The sequence below is a fragment of the Thalassolituus alkanivorans genome (assembly GCF_020447205.1).
Taxonomy (GTDB): Bacteria; Pseudomonadota; Gammaproteobacteria; order Pseudomonadales; family Oceanobacteraceae; genus Venatoribacter; species Venatoribacter alkanivorans.
Window position 1 is genome coordinate 53,180 of the sequence record NZ_JAJAEL010000001.1, and the last position, 23,535, is coordinate 76,714.

16 protein-coding genes are annotated in these 23,535 nt (G+C 52.8%); 10 read left to right on the forward strand and 6 right to left on the reverse strand.

The window, feature by feature from the left end; translation table 11 throughout:
* Positions 1–37 precede the first annotated feature (37 nt).
* The 5 genes from dnaN (at position 38) to LGT44_RS00275 (ending at position 8,032) form a co-directional block, all read left to right on the forward strand.
* Positions 38–1,138, forward strand: a complete 1,101-nt coding sequence (dnaN, locus tag LGT44_RS00255) for a DNA polymerase III subunit beta (RefSeq protein WP_145467331.1) — start codon at positions 38–40, stop codon at positions 1,136–1,138.
* A gap of 26 nt (positions 1,139–1,164) precedes the next feature.
* Positions 1,165–2,274 (forward strand): DNA replication/repair protein RecF, encoded by a 1,110-nt coding sequence (recF, locus tag LGT44_RS00260; RefSeq protein ID WP_230331741.1) that lies wholly within the window; start codon positions 1,165–1,167, stop codon positions 2,272–2,274.
* A gap of 96 nt (positions 2,275–2,370) precedes the next feature.
* Positions 2,371–4,788: a DNA topoisomerase (ATP-hydrolyzing) subunit B gene (gene gyrB, locus LGT44_RS00265; RefSeq protein WP_230331740.1), complete on the forward strand. Its 2,418-nt coding sequence runs from the start codon at positions 2,371–2,373 to the stop codon at positions 4,786–4,788.
* Between the two features lie 129 nt (positions 4,789–4,917).
* Entirely contained in the window at positions 4,918–6,420 is a 1,503-nt protein-coding gene (locus LGT44_RS00270) for a KAP family P-loop NTPase fold protein (RefSeq protein WP_230331739.1), read from the forward strand.
* Between the two features lie 289 nt (positions 6,421–6,709).
* Positions 6,710–8,032 carry a Na+/H+ antiporter family protein gene (locus LGT44_RS00275; protein ID WP_230331738.1) on the forward strand — a complete coding sequence of 441 codons (1,323 nt, stop codon included), beginning with the start codon at positions 6,710–6,712 and terminating at the stop codon, positions 8,030–8,032.
* 82 nt (positions 8,033–8,114) lie between these two features.
* On the opposite strand, the gene LGT44_RS00280 is transcribed toward LGT44_RS00275, so the two are convergent.
* Positions 8,115–8,945, reverse strand: a complete 831-nt coding sequence (locus tag LGT44_RS00280; RefSeq protein ID WP_230331737.1) for a lysophospholipid acyltransferase family protein — start codon at positions 8,943–8,945, stop codon at positions 8,115–8,117.
* A 254-nt stretch (positions 8,946–9,199) separates the two neighbouring features.
* Here LGT44_RS00280 and LGT44_RS00285 point away from each other — a divergent pair, with 254 nt between their 5' ends.
* Positions 9,200–10,252 (forward strand): hypothetical protein, encoded by a 1,053-nt coding sequence (locus LGT44_RS00285; protein ID WP_230331736.1) that lies wholly within the window; start codon positions 9,200–9,202, stop codon positions 10,250–10,252.
* Between the two features lie 40 nt (positions 10,253–10,292).
* On the opposite strand, the gene gmhB is transcribed toward LGT44_RS00285, so the two are convergent.
* Positions 10,293–10,838, reverse strand: coding sequence for a D-glycero-beta-D-manno-heptose 1,7-bisphosphate 7-phosphatase (gmhB, locus tag LGT44_RS00290; protein ID WP_225691285.1), 546 nt, complete (start codon positions 10,836–10,838; stop codon positions 10,293–10,295).
* Positions 10,839–11,080: 242 nt separating this feature from the next.
* On the opposite strand from gmhB, the gene LGT44_RS00295 reads away from it, so the two are divergent.
* Entirely contained in the window at positions 11,081–12,757 is a 1,677-nt protein-coding gene (locus LGT44_RS00295; protein WP_230331735.1) for a hypothetical protein, read from the forward strand.
* 215 nt (positions 12,758–12,972) lie between these two features.
* Entirely contained in the window at positions 12,973–14,463 is a 1,491-nt protein-coding gene (locus LGT44_RS00300; protein ID WP_230331734.1) for a hypothetical protein, read from the forward strand.
* A gap of 251 nt (positions 14,464–14,714) precedes the next feature.
* Here the strand turns inward: LGT44_RS00300 and glyS are convergent, their stop codons facing one another.
* Positions 14,715–16,775 carry a glycine--tRNA ligase subunit beta gene (gene glyS, locus LGT44_RS00305; protein ID WP_230331733.1) on the reverse strand — a complete coding sequence of 687 codons (2,061 nt, stop codon included), beginning with the start codon at positions 16,773–16,775 and terminating at the stop codon, positions 14,715–14,717.
* Entirely contained in the window at positions 16,775–17,752 is a 978-nt protein-coding gene (gene glyQ / locus LGT44_RS00310; RefSeq protein ID WP_225691289.1) for a glycine--tRNA ligase subunit alpha, read from the reverse strand. The genes glyS and glyQ overlap by 1 nt, the downstream gene beginning before the upstream one ends.
* Positions 17,753–18,040: 288 nt before the next feature.
* On the opposite strand from glyQ, the gene LGT44_RS00315 reads away from it, so the two are divergent.
* The gene (locus LGT44_RS00315; protein WP_230331732.1) at positions 18,041–20,110 is read left to right on the forward strand and encodes a BCCT family transporter; all 2,070 of its coding nucleotides are present in this window, start codon (positions 18,041–18,043) and stop codon (positions 20,108–20,110) included.
* On the opposite strand, the gene LGT44_RS00320 is transcribed toward LGT44_RS00315, so the two are convergent.
* Together LGT44_RS00320 and LGT44_RS00325 are read right to left on the reverse strand one after the other, a co-directional pair.
* Complete coding sequence (locus tag LGT44_RS00320) at positions 20,102–20,734, reverse strand: sensor histidine kinase (protein WP_145467303.1); 633 nt, start codon at positions 20,732–20,734, stop codon at positions 20,102–20,104. The genes LGT44_RS00315 and LGT44_RS00320 overlap by 9 nt on opposite strands.
* Before the next feature lie 16 nt (positions 20,735–20,750).
* The gene (locus LGT44_RS00325) at positions 20,751–22,391 is read right to left on the reverse strand and encodes a tetratricopeptide repeat-containing response regulator (RefSeq protein WP_225691291.1); all 1,641 of its coding nucleotides are present in this window, start codon (positions 22,389–22,391) and stop codon (positions 20,751–20,753) included.
* 151 nt (positions 22,392–22,542) lie between these two features.
* Here LGT44_RS00325 and LGT44_RS00330 point away from each other — a divergent pair, with 151 nt between their 5' ends.
* Entirely contained in the window at positions 22,543–23,451 is a 909-nt protein-coding gene (locus LGT44_RS00330) for a lysophospholipid acyltransferase family protein (RefSeq protein ID WP_230331731.1), read from the forward strand.
* The last annotated feature ends 84 nt before the right edge of the window (positions 23,452–23,535 follow it).

Consider the following 23,535-nt stretch of genomic DNA (forward strand, 5'->3'; position numbering starts at 1 on the left):
AATCCGATGAACATGCCCAGGACCTGAGTGGAGAACCATGAAATTCGTTATCTCTAGGGAAGCCTTGCTTCGTCCTCTGCAATTGGTGGCCGGCGTAGTAGAAAAACGCCAGACTCTGCCAGTACTGTCAAACGTACTGCTGGAGGTTCAGGGTCAGCAGTTGTCACTGACAGGCACCGATCTGGAAGTCGAACTGGTTGGCCGCGTCACCCTTGATGAGGTTGGTCAGGAAGGTGAGATCACGGTTCCGGCTAAAAAGCTGATGGATATCTGCCGTTCGTTACCGGACGGTGCACAGATTGAAATCGAACAGGACGAGCAGCGCGTTAATGTCCGCTCCGGCCGTTCCCGCTTTACTCTGTCGACGCTGCCTGCCACCGAATTCCCCAATGTGGATAACATTGCCGGCGAAAAGACGTTCACCCTGGAGCAGGGCAGCCTGCGCCGTGTGATCGACCGTACCAGCTTCGCCATGGCCCAGCAGGACGTCCGCTACTACCTCAACGGTATGCTGTTTGAAGTGAGCGCCACTGGTCTGCGTACCGTTTCTACCGATGGTCACCGCCTGGCGACCTGCCACGTGGCGATGAACGGCCCGGATACTGCCCAGCAGATCATTCTGCCGCGCAAAGGTGTGCTGGAGATGGCCAAGCTGCTGACCGACCCTGAGTCGTCCGTTACGCTGTCGCTGAGCACCAACCACCTGCGTGCACGCACCGAAAACTTCACCTTCACCTCCAAACTGGTGGACGGTAAATTCCCGGATTACAGCCGTGTAATCCCGAAAAATGGCAGCAATGTAATGCTGGCCGACCGTACTGAACTGCGTCAGGTATTTAACCGTACCGCGATTCTGTCCAACGAGAAGTACCGTGGTGTACGTCTGGTGCTGGACACTGATCTGCTCAAAGTGTTTGCCAATAACCCTGAGCAGGAAGAAGCAGAAGAATCCGTGGCCGTGGAATACAAAGGTGATGCTCTGGAAATGGGCTTCAACGTTTCTTATCTGCAGGATGTTATGAGCGTGCTCGACACCCAGCAGGTAAAAATGACCCTGTCTGATGCCAACAGCAGTGCCTTGCTGGAAGAACCGGAAGGCGGCGACGCGATGTATGTTGTTATGCCGATGCGCCTCTAGTCGCCGGCCATATAGCGAACCTTCTTATGCCAATCCGGCAGCTTAAAATCAGCGGCGTGCGAAATCTGCAGCCGCTGGATCTTACACTCCAGTCCGGAGTGAATTTCATCTACGGCGATAACGGCTCGGGCAAAACGAGCATTCTCGAGGCCATCGTGCTGATGGCTGCGGGCAAGTCTTTCCGTACTTCACAGCTCAAACACGTACTGGCACACAATGCGGATCGTATTGAAATCCAGATGGATATCGACGACGAGAGCCTTGGCCAGTGTCAGCTCGACAGCCTGCGTCTGAAAGGCGGTGATCATCTGCTGAAACTGAATGGCTCGGTGTTGACGTCTCAGGCAGAAGCAGCCCATTGGCTGCCGGTTCAGGTGATTGATCCAACCACATTCAAACTGCTGTCTGGTTCGCCGGAAGAACGACGCCAGTTTATCGACTGGGGTGTGTTCCACGTGGAACACAGTTTTATGGAACAGTGGAAAACCTTCCGCAAGCAACTTAAGCAACGTAACTCGGTGCTTAAGCAAAAAGAAGCGGAATGGCTGCCTGTGTGGAATAAAGGCTTTGTCGAAAGTGCGCTGGTGATTGATCAGCACCGTCGCGCCTATCTGAAGCGCTTTAAACCCGAGTTTATGCGCATCCTCAAAGCGCTGGATGACAGCGTGGATGTCAGCCTGGCCTACTATCCGGGCTGGGATAAAGATTCCGAGCTGCAGGACGTGCTGGATAAGCAGCAGGAGCGTGATATGGTGCTGGGCTATACCCAGTCAGGCCCTCACCGTGCAGAGCTGCGTATAAAGGTCGACAAGCAGCCTGCCGCCGAAATATTAAGCCGCGGCCAGCAGAAAACCGTGGTCGCCGCACTGAAAATTGCCCAGGGCGCACTGTTCCAGCAAGAGAGTGGAAGACGCACCATTTATCTGGTCGATGATCTCGCATCAGAGCTGGATGAAAAGCACCGTTTCGCTTTATGTAAGCTGCTGGAAGACTTAAAATGTCAGGTCTTTATTACCAGTATCGATAAGGACAAGCTGACCGATATCTGGCAGCCCGTAGCCAGCAAGTTGTTCCACGTGGAACAGGGTGCTGTTCAGGATGTTGCAGCAGAAGTTGAAAATGCAGCATCACAGTAAGACAGACCTGCGGACTGATACAAAACAGCTTATTTCGCATTGCCCGACAACGCATAACAGCGGCAGTGCACCGAATTCATCAAGAGGAACCACCGAATGAGTGAGCAGACTTACGACTCGTCGAGTATTAAAGTCCTGAAAGGGCTGGATGCCGTGCGCAAACGGCCGGGCATGTACATTGGCGATACCGATGACGGTACCGGTTTGCATCACATGGTGTTCGAGGTGGTGGATAACTCCATTGACGAAGCCCTGGCCGGCCATTGCGACCAGGTCGATGTGATTATCCATACCGATAACTCCGTATCCGTATCGGATAACGGCCGTGGTATTCCAACCGAACTGCACCCTGAAGAAGGCGTATCAGCGGCTGAGGTTATCCTCACCGTACTGCACGCTGGCGGTAAGTTCGATGACAACTCCTATAAGGTTTCCGGTGGTCTGCACGGCGTGGGTGTTTCCGTTGTAAACGCGCTGTCAGAAAAACTGAAGCTGATCATCCGTCGTGGCGGCAAAGTCTACGAACAGGAATACAGCCACGGTGTACCGGACTACCCGCTGAAAGAAGTCGGCACCACCGAAGGCAAGGGCACCACCGTACGCTTCCTGCCATCGCTGCAGACCTTTACCAACAAGACTGAATTCAGCTACGACTACCTGGCCAAACGCCTGCGTGAACTGTCATTCCTGAACTCCGGTGTGCGTATTCACCTGAAAGACGAGCGCAGCGACCGTGAAGACATCTTCGCGTTTGAAGGCGGTCTGGGCTCATTCGTAACCTTCCTGAATGAAGGCAAAACTGCCCTGAACGACGTATTCCACTTCAATATCCAGCGCGATGACGGCATTGCCGTTGAAGTGGCGATGCAGTGGAATGACAGCTTCCAGGAAAACATCTACTGCTACACCAACAATATTCCACAGCGCGATGGTGGTACTCACCTCGCTGGTTTCCGTGCTGCGCTGACCCGTACCCTGAACAACTACATCGAAAAAGAAGGTCTGGCGAAAAAAGCCAAGGTGTCCACCACCGGTGATGACGCCCGTGAAGGCTTAACCGCCATTATTTCGGTTAAAGTGCCGGACCCTAAGTTCAGCTCCCAGACCAAAGACAAGCTGGTATCGAGCGAAGTGAAGCCTGCGGTAGAACAGGAAATGGGCCGTCTGTTTGCCGATTACCTGCTTGAATACCCACAGCAGGCCAAAGATCTGGTTGGCAAGATGATCGACGCAGCCCGTGCCCGTGAAGCGGCACGTAAAGCGCGTGAAATGACCCGCCGCAAAGGCGCTCTGGATATCGCCGGTTTGCCCGGCAAACTGGCCGACTGCCAGGAAAAAGACCCGGCACTGTCCGAAGTGTACCTGGTGGAAGGGGACTCGGCGGGTGGTTCTGCGAAGCAGGGCCGTGACCGCCGCACCCAGGCTATTCTGCCGCTGAAAGGTAAGATTCTGAACGTCGAGAAAGCCCGCTTTGACAAGATGCTGTCTTCTGCTGAAGTCGGCACCCTGATCACTGCACTGGGCTGTGGTATCGGCCGCGAAGAGTTCAACCCGGACAAACTGCGTTACCACAGCATCATCATCATGACCGATGCCGACGTCGACGGTGCGCACATCCGTACGCTGCTGTTGACCTTCTTCTTCCGTCAGATGCCGGAAATCATCGAGCGCGGCCACGTCTTTATTGCCCAGCCACCACTGTACAAAATCAAGCGTGGTAAGCAGGAGCAGTACATCAAAGACGAAGAAGCGATGGAAAGCTACCTGACCCATATCGCACTGGAAAAAGCCGCTCTGCACCCGTCTGCTGAGGCTCCGGCCATCTCCGATGAAGCCTTTGCACAGCTGGTTGCCGACTACCGTGCAGCGCAGGAAACCATCACCCGTATGTCCAACCTGGTACCGCACGAAGTGCTGCACCAGATGGTAACCCTGCCGCGTATGAACAGCGCCGATCTGGCCGATAAAGCCAGCGCCGAAGCCTGGGCTCAGCAGCTCAGCGACCGTCTGCCGGACGCCGGCCGCAGTGGCAGCCACTTTATTGTTGAAGTAGCCGCCGACAGCGAGCGCAACAGCCATAAGATCGTGATCAAAGTAATCACCCACGGTATTCCGAAAGAATTCCGTCTCGACCACGACTTCTTCGCCGGTTCCGGTTACAACAAACTGGCCACCATGAGCCAGAAGCTGAGCGACACCCTGGAAGAAGGCGCTTACATCCAGCGTGGCGAGCGCGTGCATCTGATCGAAGACTTCTGGGATTCTGTGCAATGGCTGCTGGCCGAAGCGAAAAAAGGCTTCAATATCCAGCGCTATAAAGGTCTGGGCGAGATGAACCCGGAACAGCTGTGGGAAACCACCATGGACCCGAATACCCGCCGCATGCTGCGGGTGACCATCGAAGACGCCATCGGCGCCGACAAGATGTTCACCACCCTGATGGGCGACGACGTAGAACCGCGCCGCGCCTTTATCGAAGCCAACGCGCTGAACGTAGCGAACCTGGATTTCTGATCCGGGTTTGCCATAAAGCGCGTTAGCATCAGCGTTAAATAAAAAGCCCCGGCTGTGCAGACAGCCGGGGCTTTTTCATTCTGGCATTAGTGGTATCTTCATCAGTAATTATATGAAAGGGAATTGAGCATGACGGTGGAGCTGGACTTTGATTGGACGAAGCCTGATGAGGAAAATCAGGTTGATCGTCTGGATCGTGGTAGATATGCAAAGTTTCTGACCAATTATCTCAGCGGCTACGCCGAAAGCAGCTATGTGATGAATCTGAATGCCGAATGGGGCGCCGGTAAAACATGGTTTCTTAAGCGCTGGCAGCAAACGATTCAGAGCCATCATCCCACCGCCTATATCGATGCCTGGCAGAATGATTTTTCTGATGACCCGTTGCTGACGGTTATTTCCGGTGTATTTGATGCGTTGGAAGGACTTTGCGTAAATGCTAAAGCTACTGAATATAAAAAGAATGCTTTACGGAAATCAGGGCAATTTTTCAAAGCCTTTGCCAAGGGGGTTGTTCAGCACCAGATGGACAAGCATCTGGGCGATAGTGCCGATCTTATCCGCAACGGTGTGGATGCTGTCAGTGATTCCGCTGTGACTCTGGTATTGCAGGATCACAAACAAAAACTGAAACTAATTGAAGAATTTAAAGAAGAAATTCAGAGCTGGCTTAATCTGGTTAGTGATGAAAGCGATCATAAAAAACCGATGTTTGTCTTTATCGACGAACTGGATCGCTGTCGTCCCACCTATGCAATCGAACTATTGGAAACGGTAAAGCATCTGTTCGATATCCCCGGCTTAGTGTTTGTGATTGCCACGAATACCGATCAGCTACAGCACTCCATCAAAGCCGTTTATGGGCAGGAGTTTGATGCGCAGCGGTATTTGTATCGGTTTTTTAATCGTAGCTTTACGCTGAAAAAGCCTGACCTGTTGGAATTTATTCAGGTTCAGCCAGTGTTTGATGATTACTTCTCACAAGCACTTTTAAGCACTTGTGATGGCAATGTGACGGTAGAAAACAGAGATATATTGGCCAGTAACTTTGCGGCGATTTCCGAAAGCTTCGACTTTGATTTAAGAACGACTCTGCAATGGATGGATCAACTGCACGCCTGCTATTCCGACGAAAAAAATCTGAACAAGTACTTTTGGCTTGCCACTGCAATTCTGCTGGCAATGAAAATCAGCTCACCTGATCTTTTCACCCAATTCACCTCCAAAAACAGTAGATTTGAATACCACAAAAGACCTGATTTAATAGATTTTGACCATCAGTTTTTTGATAAACAGCCTAGTTCGAGAGAGATTCTATTAAAAGTGAAGCCAATCCATCTGCATGGTGTCCGTGTCACAGGAAGGGATATGCAACAGAAATTTTTCAGAGATCAGGTGAATGCAGGGGCATATACCGCCAGATCTGCGGCAACGATTTTCGAAGAGCTTCATGGTGCTTTCAGACATCGATCAGATGAGGATTTAGCCATATATCGAACCCGCTTGGCGCAGCGTGCTTACGATGGGAATCCGGCTGCTCTGGAGATTGCGATTCATTATTGCGAACAGACTCATGATGCAAGATACCAAGGTTATATCGACTTAGTTGAGTTGGCTTCGGATCTGACCTGATTAGTGGCAACTCTCAATCCCCTTTACCAGCAAATTCGCCAGATAGAGTCTCTGAACCACCTGATAACTCTATTCGGCTCATCATTGTAAAAAATATGAGCCGAATACCAGACCTTATTCGGCTCACTTCAGATTCCACTGTTGAAAGAAACCGTAAAAAGACGCAGCGCCAGCCTGCCATTCCTGCGCTCTGTCACCCTCAACCGGCCACTTTGTGGTACTTTGCGCGCCTTCTTTGAGTATCTGACTGCCCGGTCAGTTTTATACCGGGCCTGAATGAGGAAAAACCATGAATGCGGTGGTGATTGCGGTGGTACTGATGCTGGTGCTCAGTCTGGCGCGTATGCACGTAATGCTGGCGATGATTGTTGCGGCCTTTGTTGGCGGCTGGGTTGGCGGCCTGGATCTGAAGACCACGCTGGACGCCTTCAATGCCGGTATCGGCGGTGGCGCGGGTATTGCGCTCAGCTACGCCTTGCTGGGCGGTTTTGCGGTGGCGATTTCGCTGTCGGGTCTGCCGCATCTGCTGGCCGATGCGATCCTGCGTAAGCTGGGTGCGGAAACCGGTGGTCGCGAGTCACGCTGGCTGAAGAACGGCCTGCTCGGTCTGCTGCTGCTGGTCGCGGTGTCGTCGCAGAACCTGATTCCGATCCATATCGCCTTTATCCCGATTCTGATCCCGCCGCTACTGTTAGTGATTGCCCGCTTACGTCTCGACCGCCGTCTTGTAGCCTGTGTGCTGACCTTTGGTCTGGTAACGCCTTATATGTTCCTGCCGGTGGGCTTCGGCAATATCTATCTGAATGAGATTCTGCTCGGACGTGTGGCTGAGGCCGGCCTGAACGTGGAAGGGGTGTCGGTGGTGCAGGCGATGGTGATTCCGGCGCTGGGGATGCTGACCGGCCTGATCATTGCGGCGCTGTTTACCTACCGCAAGCCGCGTGAATATAACCTCACCCGCATTGCGATTGCTGAACATACCGAACGCCGTTATGAGCCGAAGGCGCTGATGGTTGCAGCGCTGGCGATTGTGCTGGCCTTTGTGGTGCAGCTGTATACCGATTCGATGGTACTGGGGGCGATGGCGGGTTTTATGCTGTTTTCGGTTACCGGGGTGGTGCGCTGGAATGAGTCCGAAGGCGTGCTGGTCGACGGCATCAAGATGATGGCCTCTATCGGCTTTATTATGATCGCCGCTTCGGGCTTCTCGGAGGTGCTGGAGCGTACCGGCCATATTGCTGAGCTGGTGAATGGCTCGGCAGCCTGGCTGGATCATAACAAGGCGCTGGCAGCATTGTTGCTGCTGGTTGTCGGCCTGTTGCTGACCATGGGTATCGGCTCGTCGTTCTCGACCATTCCGATCATCGCCGCGATCTATGTGCCGTTATGTCTGCAGATGGGCTTCAGCCCGCTGGCTATTGTGGCGCTGGTCGGTACCGCCGGGGCGCTGGGGGATGCGGGTTCACCGGCGTCGGATTCGACGCTAGGGCCGACCGCGGGTCTGAATGCCGATGGCCAGCACCATCATATGCGCGACACCGTGGTGCCGACCTTTCTGCATTTTAACCTGCCGCTGTTAGTGGCTGGCTGGGTTGCAGCGATGGTGCTGTAAGCTGCTGATGAGAAGGTAAATGGCAGGCTGATTGTGAGTGTTTACTACGGCGGGTACTTACAGCCAGTCTGCCTTTTATTGTTCAGAAACGTTTACCACTGCTGTCGGCATCGACCATTTCACCGTCAAACGGCCGGGCTGAAATTTCATCCACCCGGTTGTTAATCCAGCTTTCACTCAGCTCGCTCAGTTGCGCAGTACTGAGATCGGTCGTTTCCATCACCGGGCTGATCACCACATTAATGGTGCCCGGGCGTTTTACCCAGTTGTCATTTGGCCAGTGTTCGCCGGAGTTGTGGGCAATGGCAATTACGGGTGCCTGGCTCTTGGTGGCGAGCATGGCACCGCCTTTGGAAAAGGCTTTGCGCTTACCCGGCGACACCCTTGTGCCTTCGGGGAAAACCAATACATGAATGCCGCTGTTCAGACGGTCGGCCCCCTGGTTCAGTACCTGCTTCAGCGCATTGGTTTTATGAGTACGGTCGATAAATATCGGATGAATCATCTTCAGCGCCCAGCCAAAAAACGGCAGATAGAGCAGCTCGCGTTTGACCACCTGTACATGAGGGGCGATCAGGGTTGGGATAAAAAACGTTTCCCAGGTGCTTTGGTGTTTGCTCAGCAGCACATAGCCGCGGCCATCGATGGGAATATTTTCCCGTCCTTCCACCCGCCATTTAACCCCGCAGATCAGCCGTGCCGACCAGACCACAATGTGGCAGTAAAACACCATGATGAAATAGTTACGCGCCTTCAGCGGCAGGAAGATGCCAATGACAAAACTGGGAATAAACCAGGCCAGGGTCAGCAGTGCCAGCCAGCAGTAAAAAATGATGCTGCGCAGCTGTGCCAACCACAGGCGATAGGGCGTTACGCTGGCATCCGTGCCAGTTACGTCAGGATGTGCTGCCATAGAGATACCGTGCTCTGCGCTTATTATAGTGGGCGTTATTTATACCACTTTAGCCGGGGATCTCTTGTTACCTGAATTCCTCGGACTTTTTCCCGGCTGTAATTTAGCTCAGCTCTGTTGCGCGGACTCAGACTTTCTCATTAACGGGGTCAGATTACTGTTTGGTACGACCGTATTGTATTGTTAATCTGCCGGAACCTGTTTACTAACAGTGCTCGTAATAACAATAAAAACACGGCAACAAAGGACGTCGTATGCATTCTTCCCCGTTTAAGTCTCTGGTGCTTGCCTGCGCCATTGCCACTCTGACCGCCTGTGGTGGTGCAGAAAATACTTCTCAGCAAACCTCTGACTCCACCAACCCCGCACCGGAAAATCCGCAGCTGGCCACGAAAGATGTGTCTTTCCGCCTGGATGTGAGCAAAGCCCTGAATGCCGGGGTCAGTGCTACCCGTGCAGAGGTACGGGTGTTTAATGATTCACTGGAGCGCTCATCATCGGCGGATATCGCAGATCAGGCAGCGAGTATCAGTTTTACGGCTTTGCCATTGGGTAGCTACAGCATTGAGGTTAAGGTTTTTGATGGTACGACCCTGATAGCCACTGGCACAGGGTCTGCTCAGGTGAACGCCAATGACACCACAGCCGTTAACCTGCTCGTAAATCCGGTAACGGGTAATCTGGATGTTGCCATCTGCATGCCCGATATTGCCACGCAGTATTTTACCGGTGCCGGTGATACTGCGATAACAGAGCTGAGCAGCGCAAACCGGCATGATACAGAACAGCCTGCATATTTGGCCTATCAGGCCGCGATGGCAGGAGTTACAGATTTCAGTTTTGAGTATCGTGTAGGGGATACGAATCTGGTTATTCCTGAGGAAGGCAGTCTGAGTCCGGTATTTGTAACGGATCATGGCGCTTCTCTGACAATCAATGTTGATGGCCAGCAACGTCTGAATATTTCTGGCTGTAATACTCAAATTGCTGCTTATCGTTCAGGTAATACGCTTGCTCTTTGGTACAGCATGGCAGAGGCCTATAGCGGAATTCATGAAATCGCCACTGGTGCTGTGGCTCTGGGCACTGTTGAATCACAGGCTTTAGCGCTGGTTATGGTCTTTTCGGATAGTGACGGTGATGCATTCCCTGTTGGCACTACGTCTTTATCTGATATCAATTTCGGTAATTTTGAGCAGAGGACATTTATATTGGGTGTACCCGTGGTCACCAATGTAACAGGACTTGTTGAATTACTGCTCTCCGACCCGGACAGTGTACTGGCGAATTATTGGCTGGCACGTTGAGACAGGTGTAAGTAAAAAGCCGGCATTTGCCGGCTTTTTATTACGGGTTTGCCAATACAAAATCGGCAAAAGCGGCGAGGTTATCAAACACCTGCGCCTGGCTTAGTCCGGAGTCGGCGAGTCTGGCGATGCTTTTCTCACCTTTACCGGTGCGTACCAATGCCGGACGGCAACCGGCGGCAACACCGGCTTCTAAATCGCGGATAGAGTCGCCAACCATCCAGCAACCTTCGGCCGATGTGTCTAACGCTTTTTCAATCTGATGAATCAGGCCGGGCAAGGGTTTGCGGCAATCACAATGGTCATCCGGGCCATGCGGACAGAAGGCAATATGGGCAAACCGGCCATTATGTTCTGCGGCCAGCGCGTTCATTTTGGCGTGCATCGCTTCCAGGTCGGCAAGGCTGAAATGCCCCCGTGCCAGGCCACTTTGATTGGTCGCAACGGCGATGGTGTAACCGGCGTTGCACAAACGGCCAACCGCTTCAGCACTGCCAGTAATTGGTAGCCATTCGTCGACGGACTTTACAAAGTCGTCGGAGTCTTCGTTCAGTACGCCGTCGCGATCAAGAATGATGAGTTTCATTGGGCAGTCTCTTCTGTAAAGCCGGTTTGTGCCGGAGGGGTGCGGGCGGGATAACCGTCCACGGGCTTAACCAGGTGCAGCGATGAATTAAAAATATGTCAGTCAGTGCCAAGTCATGCATCTGGGCTGATACCTCTGCCTGAGTCTGGCGGGCAATGATGCCTGCCGTTAATCACAAATGATACGCTCGGTTGGCCTGATCCCTCAGCAAAAACTGACTTCTCAGCAAAAGGAATATCACTATGGAAAGTTCTCTTTGCCGGCGCATCGCCGGAACCTCACTGCTTAGTTTCGGATTGTTGCTCAGCGCCTGCGGTGAAAAAGCACAAAATGATATGGTTGCGGCGCAAGCTCCTGAGACCACATCCAGCAGCACCTGCAGCGGCACTTATCCCAGCTACTGGCAGGACCCGGCAGCTAAATTCAGCAATATGTGGAAAGGTCAGGAAATCAGCAACGTGCCGCCTGCTGACTGGCAGGGCCCGGTGTTCCGCATATCTGATAAGTATCCGCGTCAGCCGGTGGATGACCGTGCGGCACAGCCGTGGCGTGATGCACGTTTTGATGCCCTGTTCAGAACAGACACTCCGGCAGCGCAGAAAAAACAGCTGGCATATGACTACAGCTGGCTGGTGATGAAGTACATTCAGGACGGCAACGTTAACCGTCCCGGAGTCGAAGACTGGGATGTGTGTAACAACAACGTGCGTCCGTGGTACAGCATTCCTTTCCAGACTTACGATGCCATGAGCGGGCGTGAGTTTACCCACGGTCTGACCCGCGAAGCACCGGTCACATTCTCTACACCTCAGGGTGCGATCAACACTACCATGTGGGCGGTAGGCTTCTTTAATGCAACGGCCGCTTACACTCTGGGAACGGTTTGGCAGGCAGACGGCACGGCGAAAATTCCGGCTAAAGATGTGAGCTTTGATGAGGGCGCCGTTGTTGGTAAGCCGCTGTTTAATACCTCAACTCCGGAACAGCTGCCGGTGCTGGCGAATCAGCCCGCCTGGAATGCCAATATCTCCGATCCGTCATTCTGTAAATGCACACCTGCGAAGGGCAATGAGTGCACGCTGATTGAAGAAAGCCAGCAGTGTCCGCGCAGCACGACAGAGTGGAACGACGTGCGCCTGCTGCAGTTTGATTTTGCGGTAAAAGACAGCCGTGCGCCGGGAACTCAATGGGTATTCGGTACCTTTGTTGCTGATGGTCAGCGCAAAGCTAAAGAAGCCGATCCGTGGCTGCGTATCAGTCTGCTGGGTGTGATGTGGGGCAACGACACTCCACCGGATGGCAAACTTGCGCACAACTATCCGCTGGATGTGAAAAAGAACGGTTTTATGGAAGAAGTTATTTTCTGGGATACCGTGAACGAACTGAATAAATACGGCGGCGCCAACCCGATGCAGCATATGGGACATTTAGGCTGTAATTATCGCCTGAACGGCCCGGCCGATAATGCCAACAGCTCGTGCATGTCCTGCCATGGCACGGCTTCGGTACCGGACAGCAATTTTGATACGCCGCCGCTGCTGTCACAGTTTTCAGGTATCACCAAAGAATGCGTAACCCCTGATCCTGAAAATCCGTTAGTCGGCGTCGATCGCAGTGGCAGCAAAGCAACGGTGAATAATGGTGTCAGCTTTGCCAATATCGACAGTATTTATTTTGCCAATGTCCCGGCAGCGGCGCCCTTTAATATGACCGTTGAAACCGATAATGGGCCGGTTAACGTGATGGGCAATGGTGTACCGGATTATGCCAGCGGCCGTAAGAGCTGGATTTCGCTCGATTATTCTTTGCAGCTGTCTATTTCATTAACCCAATGGATGCAGTGGCAGGAAAACAGTGATGATCCGGCGCTGGAGCGTATTAACTTTAAAGAACTGCGCCGTGGAGTGAAGGAAAATTAAACTGAATTAATTTCAGTAAATGACAATAAAAAGCCCGGCTGATTGAGCCGGGCTTTTTATTTATCTTGGACGGTTGCTTTCCTATCATGGGCTGCCTGATGTATCTCATAAAATCACCGAAGTGTTAGTCTAGGCAGTGTTTGTCCTGCTTATATTGGGGGTTTCACTTTTCGGGTGTTAGAATTCCCGCGTTAATAAACATGTAAGGATTACATATGTATAAAATGAGTGTAATTGTCTTAATTGCCACGCAGCTGATAGCGTGTGGGGGCGGAGGCGGCGGCAGTGGAAGTACTCCAGAGCCAAGAAAGCTAACAGAAAGTGAGCGATGGGGATGCGTTGACCCTATTGCAGATGTATCAGAGCAGGACCAATATGGAATTGCAGTTAAAAATGAAGAACTCTGGAATTATTCGGCAAAACTTACATCACCTGTGAAGCTTGTCGATGCTGTTAATGGTGAGCAATTAAGACAACGTGCAAGCACTGATAATGTTTTATCTCATAATACTTTTGACTTCCAGGGTTATACTTACTTTACAGCAAGTCAATATGGTATCGCTAGTGGCGGTGATCTTCTATATGTATTCAATGAAACAAGCGAAAAAGCTCACAGGGTTGCTACTATAAAAAACAGCAGCTTTAATTCAGATGAATACGAATCACAAATCACTATTCAAAGGTTTCCTATAATCTATAACAATGAACTTTATGCTGTTTCAGGTGGTGAGGAGCTTTATAAAATACAAGGCTGCAATGCTGAATTGATGGGCTCTTTCGAAGGCAATGGAAATGTCTCCGTATCGCTTACAAATGATGGTTTTTATTTAGACAAAGGAATAGATGAAGATAGTCGCGTAAGTTTTTTCTCTGATGGTGTGTTGAAAAAAGTAGGCTTTAACACTGATCTGAACCAAACTGGTCTGGAAATTTCGGGAAACATGGTTGCATTATATGAATATCTCGGATCAGAAATTGAAGTGTATCGAATCAATAATACAGTGGCAGAGTTAATATCCAGATTCAGTGTTGAGGGAGAAATTATTCGGGTTTCGGATATTGGAGTTTCAGATGCTTTCTCTGTCGTGATTTTAGTTGATGTTGAAGGACTTGGTTATGATTACTACGGATATAATAGCTTAAGTGGCCAGTTTGAAAAATTAGATGCGAAGCCTGTTGGCTATAAAAATCCTTATAATGAGACAGCAAATAGTTTCTTTGATGGTATGGACTACTATAGTTCAGAAATTCATTCTGAAGGCGGACTGTACTATCATTATTCGGGGCAAGACTCCAATAAATTCTTTGAGATAAAAGAGAATGAACTAGTTGATTTGACTTCTACTGAGTTGGAGTCTGCTTTAAATACAGGGTATAAAACTTTAACAATTAATAAAAACTATCTTGTTATATTTGATACAATCTCAGAGAAGAAGGGGGATGATCATTTCAATACCCCGGTTCAGTTACTGATAAAAAAATATCATATTAATTCTAAGGAATTATCTGAAGCAATCGAAGTAAATCTGGATCTGCCAGGTGGAACAGATTACCCTACATATAGCTACTCATCTTTTTTCCTTTCAGATAGTGAGATATATTTTACTATTAATACGAATTCTTGGAGAGAAAGCAAACCAGAAAACATAAATGCTTTTAAGATTAACTTGGATACTGGTATTTCCACCATTTGGAAAGAGGACTGAGATAGAGATTGAAATGTAGAGAGGGAGCTTTGGCTCCCTTTCTATTATTTCAAATTAACTCTGCTGCAACAGCAAAATATCGGTGATCTGACAGTTGTTAAGGTAACTGCTGAAGACTGGATTTAGGCATCGGGCTTTTTATTCTTGGGTTACTTCGCTTACAGCGCTGTTCAGCACCAGGGCAGTGAATAAAAAGGCAGCCTGAATCAGGCTGCCTTTTAATACCGTTACGCAGGTCAATTAATAATTAATTATCCCTGCAGCAATGAAATATCGGCGATACCGATAAACAATCCCTGCAGCTGCTTGAGCAGTGCGAGGCGGTTGTTTTTCACAGCTTCGTCGTCGGCCATTACCATCACGTTGTCGAAGAAGGCATCAACCGCCGCACGCAGACCGGCAAGTTCGGTCAGTGCGGCGCTGTAATCGCCCTGTGCCATCAATGGCTCAACGGCCTGCTGTTTGGCGGCAACCTGTTCGGCCAGTGTTTTTTCTTCGGCCTGGGCGAGCAGGGCAGAATCCACTTTGGCTTGCACTTTGTCGCCACCGTTTTTCGCCAGAATATTCGACACACGCTTGTTGGCAGCAGCCAGAGCTTCAGCAGCGTCCAGTTTATTGAACGCGTGAACGGCCTGTACGCGGCGGTTAATATCCAGCGCGTTGGTGATACCCAGCGCACGGACTGACTGGAATACGCCCGCCGGAATACCTTCGTCGGCATACCAGGCGCTGAAGCGATCAAGCAGGTATTCGGTCAGAGTGGCTTTGGTTTCGGCTTTCGGTGCTGTTGCCCAATCCGAGCCAATGGCCCAGTCGATCAGGTCACCCAGATCGATATTGATTTCTTTTTCAACCAGCAGACGCAACACACCCAGCGAGGCACGACGCAGGGCGAACGGATCTTTGGAACCGGTCGGAATCTGGCCGATACCAAACAGACCCACCAGGCTGTCGAGACGATCAGCCAGCGCAATCAGCGTACCGGTTTGGCTGGCCGGCAGTGCGTCACCGGCGAAGGCCGGCATATATTGCTCAACCATGGCGGCGGCAACATCGGCGTGTTCGCCATCGTGCTCGGCGTAGTACTTACCGGCCAGACCCTGCAGGTCGGTGAATTCGTACACCATGCTGGAAACCAGATCGTTTTTGCACAGCTGCGCGGCACGCTCCACCAGAGCACTGTCGGCACCGGTTACTGCGGCGATACGGCTGGCCAGCTTACCGATACGGCGGGCTTTATCGGCGATGGAACCCAGACCATTCACCCACACCACGTTTTCCAGTTTGGCGAAACGGCTTTCCAGTTTCTGTTTACGGTCGGTGTCCCAGAAGAAGGCCGCATCCGACAGACGCGGACGGATCACTTTTTCGTTACCGGAAATCACCTGCGCCGGATCTTTCGATTCGATATTGGCGATAGTGATGAAGTTGGGCATCAGCTTGCCGTCTTTCATCACGTGGAAATATTTCTGGTGTTCTTTCATCGAGGACACCAGCGCTTCCGGCGGTACGCGCAGGAAGTCTTCGTCAAACGAACCGGCAAGTGCCACCGGCCATTCGTTCAGCGCGGTCACTTCGTCGAGCAGGTCGGCGTCGATAACTGCTTCGCCACCCAGTTCTTTGCCTTTGGCGGCAACCTGTTCGTTGATCAGCGCAGCGCGCTCAGCAAAGTCGGCCATCACATAAGCGGCACGCAGCTTGTCCTGATATTCCGCCGGATTAGCGATGGTGATTTCACCCGGCGCGTGGAAGCGGTGACCACGGGACGTGTTGCCAGCCTTCAGGCCCAGCACTTCGCCGTCAACCACGTCAGAGCCGAACAGCATCACCAGCCACTGCACCGGACGCACGAACTCAACGCGCGAAGCACCCCAGCGCATACGCTTGGGAATCGGCAGTTTGTCGAGGCTGTTCTGCACGATAGCAGGCAGCAGCTCAACGGTGTTTTTGCCCTTAATGGTGCGCTGAATCATCAGCTTGCCATTGTCACCGGTCTGCAGATCGGCTGCGGTTGCACCGGCACGGGCAGCAAAGCCTTCGGCGGCTTTGGTTGGCTTACCATCGGCGTCAAAGGCGATATTGGCTGGCGGGCCGTAGAGGATTTCTTCCTGGTCTGCCTGCTGGGCTTCGAGTGCTTCGATACGCACCGCCAGACGGCGTGGTGCGGCGAAAGAGACAACGGCACCAAAATTCAGACCGGCCTCTTTCAGGCCTTGTTCGATGCCGGAGGTGAATGCGGCAGACAGGTTTTTCAGCGCCTTCGGTGGCAGCTCTTCGGTACCCAGTTCAACCAGAAAATCTTGCTTACTCATTACTTCTTCTCCTGGGCAGCGGCTTTTTCTTTATCGGCCAGATAGCGTGCGAGCACGTCGGCGCGGTTGGCTTCGTCCGCCAGCGGGAAGCCTTTTTCGGCGCGGCTGTTGAAGTACGCCTGAGCCACGGAACGGGCCAGGGTACGTACGCGCAGGATGTAACCCTGACGCTCGGTGACCGAGATAGCGCCACGGGCATCCAGCAGGTTAAAGGTGTGGGAGGCTTTCAGTACCTGCTCGTAGGCGGGCAGTGGCAGACCGGCTTCGATCAGGCGCGCACAGGTTTTTTCGTACTGGTCAAAGGCGATGAACAGGAAATCGACATCGGCGTGTTCAAAGTTGTAAGCCGACTGTTCCACTTCATTCTGGTGGAATACGTCGCCATAGGTCACGGCTTTGCCGTCTGGGCCGTAGGTCCACACCAGGTCGTAAACGGAGTCTACTTCCTGCAGGTACATGGCAATACGCTCCAGACCGTAGGTGATTTCACCGGTCACCGGGAAACACTCAAGGCCGCCGACCTGCTGGAAGTAGGTGAACTGAGTCACTTCCATACCGTTCAGCCACACTTCCCAGCCCAGACCCCAGGCGCCCAGGGTTGGCGATTCCCAGTTGTCTTCGACAAAACGGATATCATGCACCAGGGTGTCGATGCCCATGGCTTTCAGGGATTCGAGGTATTTTTCCTGAATATCCACCGGGTTTGGCTTCATCACTACCTGAAACTGGTAGTAGTGCTGCAGGCGGTTAGGGTTTTCGCCGTAACGGCCGTCGGTCGGACGGCGGCTTGGCTGCACGTAAGCAGAGCTCCAGTTCTCCGGGCCGATGGCGCGCAGGAAGGTCGCGGTGTGAAAGGTACCGGCGCCCACTTCCATATCCAGAGGTTGGTTAATCACACAGCCCTGTTCGGACCAGTATTCCTGCAGGGCGGCAATCAGGCCCTGGAAGGTTTTGACGTTGTGGCGACTCTGACTCACGGTGGAATTCCTGTGTTGGCAAGGCCAGAGCCTGTTCAGACTAAGTGAATCAGGCCCTGAATGCTGTTCGCAAAATAAAAAGACGCCGGATTATAGCAGCGATGCGCCCTGAGAACAGGGGCAGCGTGCCGGCCGAACCCTGCAGGGGTTGTAATCGCCGGAGGGGTTTGTCAGGGTTAAAAAGCATTGTCCTGCCACAGGCAGGGTGGATTTCCGGAGTTGCCCGGCGCGAATTTCGTGCGCTGGCGGGCAAAGAGCCTGAGCGCTCTGGCATAACACGGAGGCTTTATGACCACTTCAACGGACTCTGTCCGCAAGCAATCAACATCGCCGCTGGCCGAACATAAGGCCGTTCAGTCGACCGTGCTGCTGCCGGTATTTATTCCTACGGTACTTATCGCAGCGCTGCTGATCATCGGGACTATCGCCAATCCGGCACTTGCCGGTGAGGTATTCAGCAGTGCACTGAGCTGGATCACCAGCACCTTTGGCTGGTTTTATATGCTGGCGGTGGCCATTTTTCTGCTGTTTATCGTCGGGGTGGCGATGTCGGGCTGGGGCAATATCCGCCTCGGGCCTGACCATGCCGAACCCGAATACAGTTTTCCGGCCTGGTTTGCGATGCTGTTTTCGGCAGGCTACGGCATTGCCCTGTTGTTTTTCGGTGTGGCTGAACCTGTGCTGCATTATTCACAACCGCCGGCGGGCGCAGCCGAAACCATTCCGGCGGCGCGCCAGGCGATGCAGATTGCGTATTTCCACTGGGGCGTTCATATCTGGGGGATCTACGGTCTGGTCGGGCTGGTGCTGGCCTATTTTGCTTACCGTCATGGGCTGCCGTTGTCGATCCGCTCGGCGCTGTATCCGTTAATTGGCGAGCGCATTTACGGGCCGCTGGGGCATGCGGTGGATGTGTTTGCCATTCTTGGTACTTTGTTTGGTCTGGCGACCACGCTTGGCTTGTCGGTGGCGCAGATTAATGCCGGTATACATTACCTCTGGCCGGCGATACCGGTCAGTACCACGGTGCAGGTGATTGCGATCTTCACTATCACGCTGGCGGCGACAGCCTCGGTGGTGGCGGGGATGGATAAAGGCATTAAAAACCTGTCGATGCTGAATATGGCGCTGGCCATCTTCCTGCTGGTGGTGGTGTTTTTTATTGGCCCGAGCATCCACATTCTGGAAACCTTCCTGCAGAACACCGGCGATTATCTTAGCGGTCTGGTGGCGCGTACCTTTAATCTGCAGGCTTATTCGCGCAGTGACTGGATCGGTAACTGGACGCTGTTTATTTTTGGCTGGACCATCGCCTGGGCGCCGTTCGTTGGTTTGTTTATTGCCAAAATCAGCCGTGGCCGCACCATCCGTCAGTTTGTTTTTGGCGTACTGGCGGTGCCGACCCTGTTTACCTTCCTGTGGTTTTCGGTGTTCGGCGATACCGCGCTCTATCTGATTATGAATGAAGGCCTCAATACCCTGATTGCCGATGTGCAGGCCGATCATGCGGTGGCGCTGTTTCAGCTCTACGATCAGCTGCCCTGGTCGTCGTTTTTATCGCTGCTTACGGTGTGCCTGATCATTACCTTCTTTGTTACCTCATCGGACTCCGGCTCACTGGTGGTTGATTCTCTTGCCTCCGGCGGGGCGCTGGAAACTCCTCTGTGGCAGCGCATCTTCTGGGCTTTTCTGGAAGGCACCATCGCGGCTGTTCTGTTGCTGGCCGGTGGCCTGAGTGCGTTGCAAACCATGACCATCGCCAGTGCTCTGCCGTTTGCGGCCATTATGTTGGTGGCGGTTGCCGGGTTGTGGCGGGCGCTGGTGATTGAAGGGCACCGGACTTCGAGTCTGAACTCAGCCGCGTCGACCCGCCCGCATCAGCAGCAGGGACAGTGGCGCCGGCGTCTGGCGGGCCTGGTGGATTTTCCGGATGCCGCACGCGTTGATGGTTTTATTGCCACCACCGCAGTACCTGCGCTGGAGCAGGTTTGCAAAGAGCTGGTACAGCACGGCTGGCAGGCGCAGGTTGGGCACGATGCCGCGCAGGCCAGAGTCTGGTTGCAGGTGCAGGGTGGTGACGAAGTGGACTTTATTTACGATATCCGCCGCACATTACAGCCTTTACCGGCGTACAAAGAGCCGGCAGATGGTGAGCAGTTTGCCCGTGCTGAGGTGTATCTGCGCCGCGGCAGTCAGGGCTATGACCTGTATGGCTGTGATCAGCAGGAGGTTATCCGTGATCTGCTTGATCAGTTTGAGAATTATCTTAATTTCCTGCACATCACCCCTGGCCATCTGCCCTGGGAAACCGCCGGTTACGATGAACTCAGTACCCCAGCAGAAGGCCGCTCAGGGTAAGTGAACGCTGACTGATGCACCGCCTTCCTTACGGTTGGCGATGTGTACACTGCCGCGCTCCTCGCCCTGTTTGTGATGGCCGGCAATCAGCTCAACAAAGAACAGGCCCAGACCAGAGCCTTCGTTTTTGGTGGTGTCTTTTTCACCGGCGAGCACGGCCTCGTCGAAGCCGTGGCCGTTATCTTCAACGCAGACAGAGAGGCCATTGCTGTCATCGGCGGTCAGGCGGATTTGCGTAGCACCGGCCTGAGCGCTGTTGGTGATTAAGGTGATAAGAGCCAGATGAATCAGGGTTTCGTTGTAGAAGCCCTGACAGTCTTCACTGATGTCGTTGGAGAAACGGATACCCGGATATTGCAGGCTGGTGGCTTCAATCGCATCGGCGGCGGTGTCGCGTGGCCAGGCATCGTCCATCGGGAAGTGTGATTTCTGTTCGAGGCGGAACAGAGTCACCATTTGCATGGTGTCGTTTTTCAGCCGGTTGGTGCGCTGCAAAATGGGTTCAAGGTGTGTGTGATAACGTTTGGGAATGCGTGCCAGTGCTTCCTGTTCGTAGTCGAGCAGTGCCTGCAGCTGATTTTTCAGGTCGTGCACTACGGCGCCGACCAGATGTTCAAATTTCATGGAAACTTCCCGTGTCCTAAAGACCTGCGGCCCGCTTCAGGCGCATAAATGTGCCCTTCAGACGCTCGTATCGTTCATAACGTTCATCGTTATTGCCAATTTTGCCAATACGTTGAAAGTAGCGGTAGCAATCTTTTAACTGGCCGATGTCGATCTGGGTATTTTCGATCAGGCTGATTTTCGCCTGAATAGCATTCAGCAGTACGCTGACACCGGCCTCATCATAAGAGGCGGCCTCGTCAAAGGCGGTGATGGCGTCGGCAAATTCACCTTTTTCGTAGTGGCCCACACCACGGGCATTCAGGGCGGCGGTATGGTCACGGATGACCATCTGATTCAGGTTTTCTTCCAGCGATTGCAGCTGGGCCAGTTCGGCGGCGGCCAGTCCCTGTTTTTCCAGTGTGCGCATTAATTTTTTGGCTTTTACGTGTTGTCCGGTGTCGATATAGGCTTCCGTCATCTGCAGCTGCTGCTCGTGGCTGGGGTCTTTCATGCGCTGCAGAATTTCTTCAGCACGCTGGGCCGATGCACGGGCTTTATCTTCATCATTAAGGGATGTATGAGTCTTGCCTTCAACGATGCTGGTTTCAAACATTATGCTGTCCTGACCAGCGTAGTCCTGACGCAGCTCATCAATGGCTTTAAAAGCTTTTTCGACGCGGGTGCGTTGCTCGCGGCTCTGCTCGCCGGCTTTTAATTCGTGGTGCACGGTGCGGGCAAATTTCAGATAGTTGCCGGAATTTTTGTAGCAGGAATGGCGGCCAAGTTTGATGGCCTGTTCGAAGGCGGCTTCGGCGACCGGGAAATCGCCATTATTGTATGCCAGTTGTCCCAGCTCCATCTGCCGCAGTACGGCTTTGGGGGATATTTCCACCGCTTTTTCCAGCTGCTTCTGCGCGCCTTTGGCATCGCCCAGACTGCGCAGAATGGTGGCAGTCCAGTCGTAACACTGCACATACATCGGATGAACAATTAATGTCTGCTTGAGCAGGGCCAGTGCACTGCGTGAGTCGCCGAGAAAGTGCATACAGATAGCCTGACCAAGACGGGCCCAGGATACCGAGCGCTTGTTCAGCAGTTCTGAATAAATTTTGATGGCGTCGTTGTAACGCTTCTGGCGGATATAAAGTTTGCCGAGGATACGGGTCACCGGAATCATCAGTTTCGGATTGTTTTCCAGTACGGCTGCCGCCAGTTCTATAGCGCGGTCGGTATCGCCCTGATCAATGGCGCTATCGACTTCCGCTAATTCCAGTTTGGTGGTCAGGATGCGGGTCAGGCGTTCACGCAGCATGTTCAGGGTAAAGGGCTTGGTGATGTAGTTATCGGGTTCGTATTCGAGTGCCCCCATCACCATTTCGACGGCGTTCTCCCCGGTAACCAGAATAAACAGGGCGGTGGCGCGCAGGCGGTTGCAGTAACGCGCCTCTTCCAGAATCTGCTGGCCGTCTTTGCCTTTGCCGAGGTTGTAATCGGACAGCACGATGTCGTATTCACGCTCCATGATAAAGTCCATGGCTTCGCGGCCATCGGTAGCCGTATCTATCTGCGTGGCACCAAGGATGGTGATCATCTTTTTCAGTGCGCTGCGGGCTTCTACCAGATCATCAACGACAAGGATGCGTTTTTCTTTGAGGGCGAGTTCAAGATTAATCATATTCGCGGTCATCTACGTGGTGTTCTGAGTCTAGCAGAGCAACAGATGGATGCTGTTGCCGGGCTTATGTTTGTTGTCTCTGCGTCGTCTCAGTTGTGCCTGTTGCATAAGACAGGCTGCAGGTACACTTCAGGCTCTGCAGAGGAGTTGCATGTTGAAATCTCTTTTAGGCTACATACTGATCGGACTGATTAAGTTAGTAGGACTGACACCGTTAAAGACGGCGCAAAAACTGGGGCGGAGCATTGGCTGGCTTCTCTGGTCTTTCCGCAGTCGTGCCAGAGAGGTGGCGCGGGTAAACCTCGGACTTTGTTATCCGGATATGGCACCTGAGCAGTGTGATCGGCTGTTGCGTGACGCTTTGCTGCACAGTGGTATGACAGCGGCAGAGATGGGGCCTTTCTGGGGTTACAGTCAGCAGGAAGGCCTGAAACTGCTGAACAAGGTTCACGGTGGTGAGCTGCTGGACAGGGCGCTTGCGGATGAACGGGGTGTGTTGCTGCTGATTCCACACCAGGGGAATTGGGAGCTGACGAACAACTTCATCTCGGGCCAGAGCCCGGTAACCTTTATGTACCGGCCGCTGAAGAATCAGGTATTTAATGACTGGATGGTGAAGCGGCGGGAGATGCTGGGCTGCAATCTGGTTCCGACTACCGGTGCCGGAGTTAAAAGACTTTTTGAGGTATTGCAGTCTGGTGGGGTCGTGGGCTTTTTACCCGATCAGGAACCCAAACGCCGCAGCGGCGTGTTTGTGCCTTTTATGTCAGTGCCAGCACTGACGCCCAAATTACCCGGGGAGCTACTGAGAAAAACCGGCGCGATTGCCCTGATGGTATGCGTCGTCCGTCTGCCCGATGCGCAAGGCTTTGATATCCATATTTCTGAGCCCCCTTCAGATATTTACGCGGATGATCCCGAAGTCTCGGCAGCGGCCATGAACCTTGCAATTGAGCGCTGTATCGCGCTTTGCCCTGAGCAGTATCAGTGGGAATACAAGCGCTTTAAACATCGGCCCGAACATGCGCTGAGCCCTTACGCCAAAGCCGGGGTGCCCTGATTCCGCGGTGGTGGCCTGGCCTCAGCAAGCCATATTATTAATATTTAAGAACAGTTCTGATCCTGTGCCGGTCTGTTGCATGAT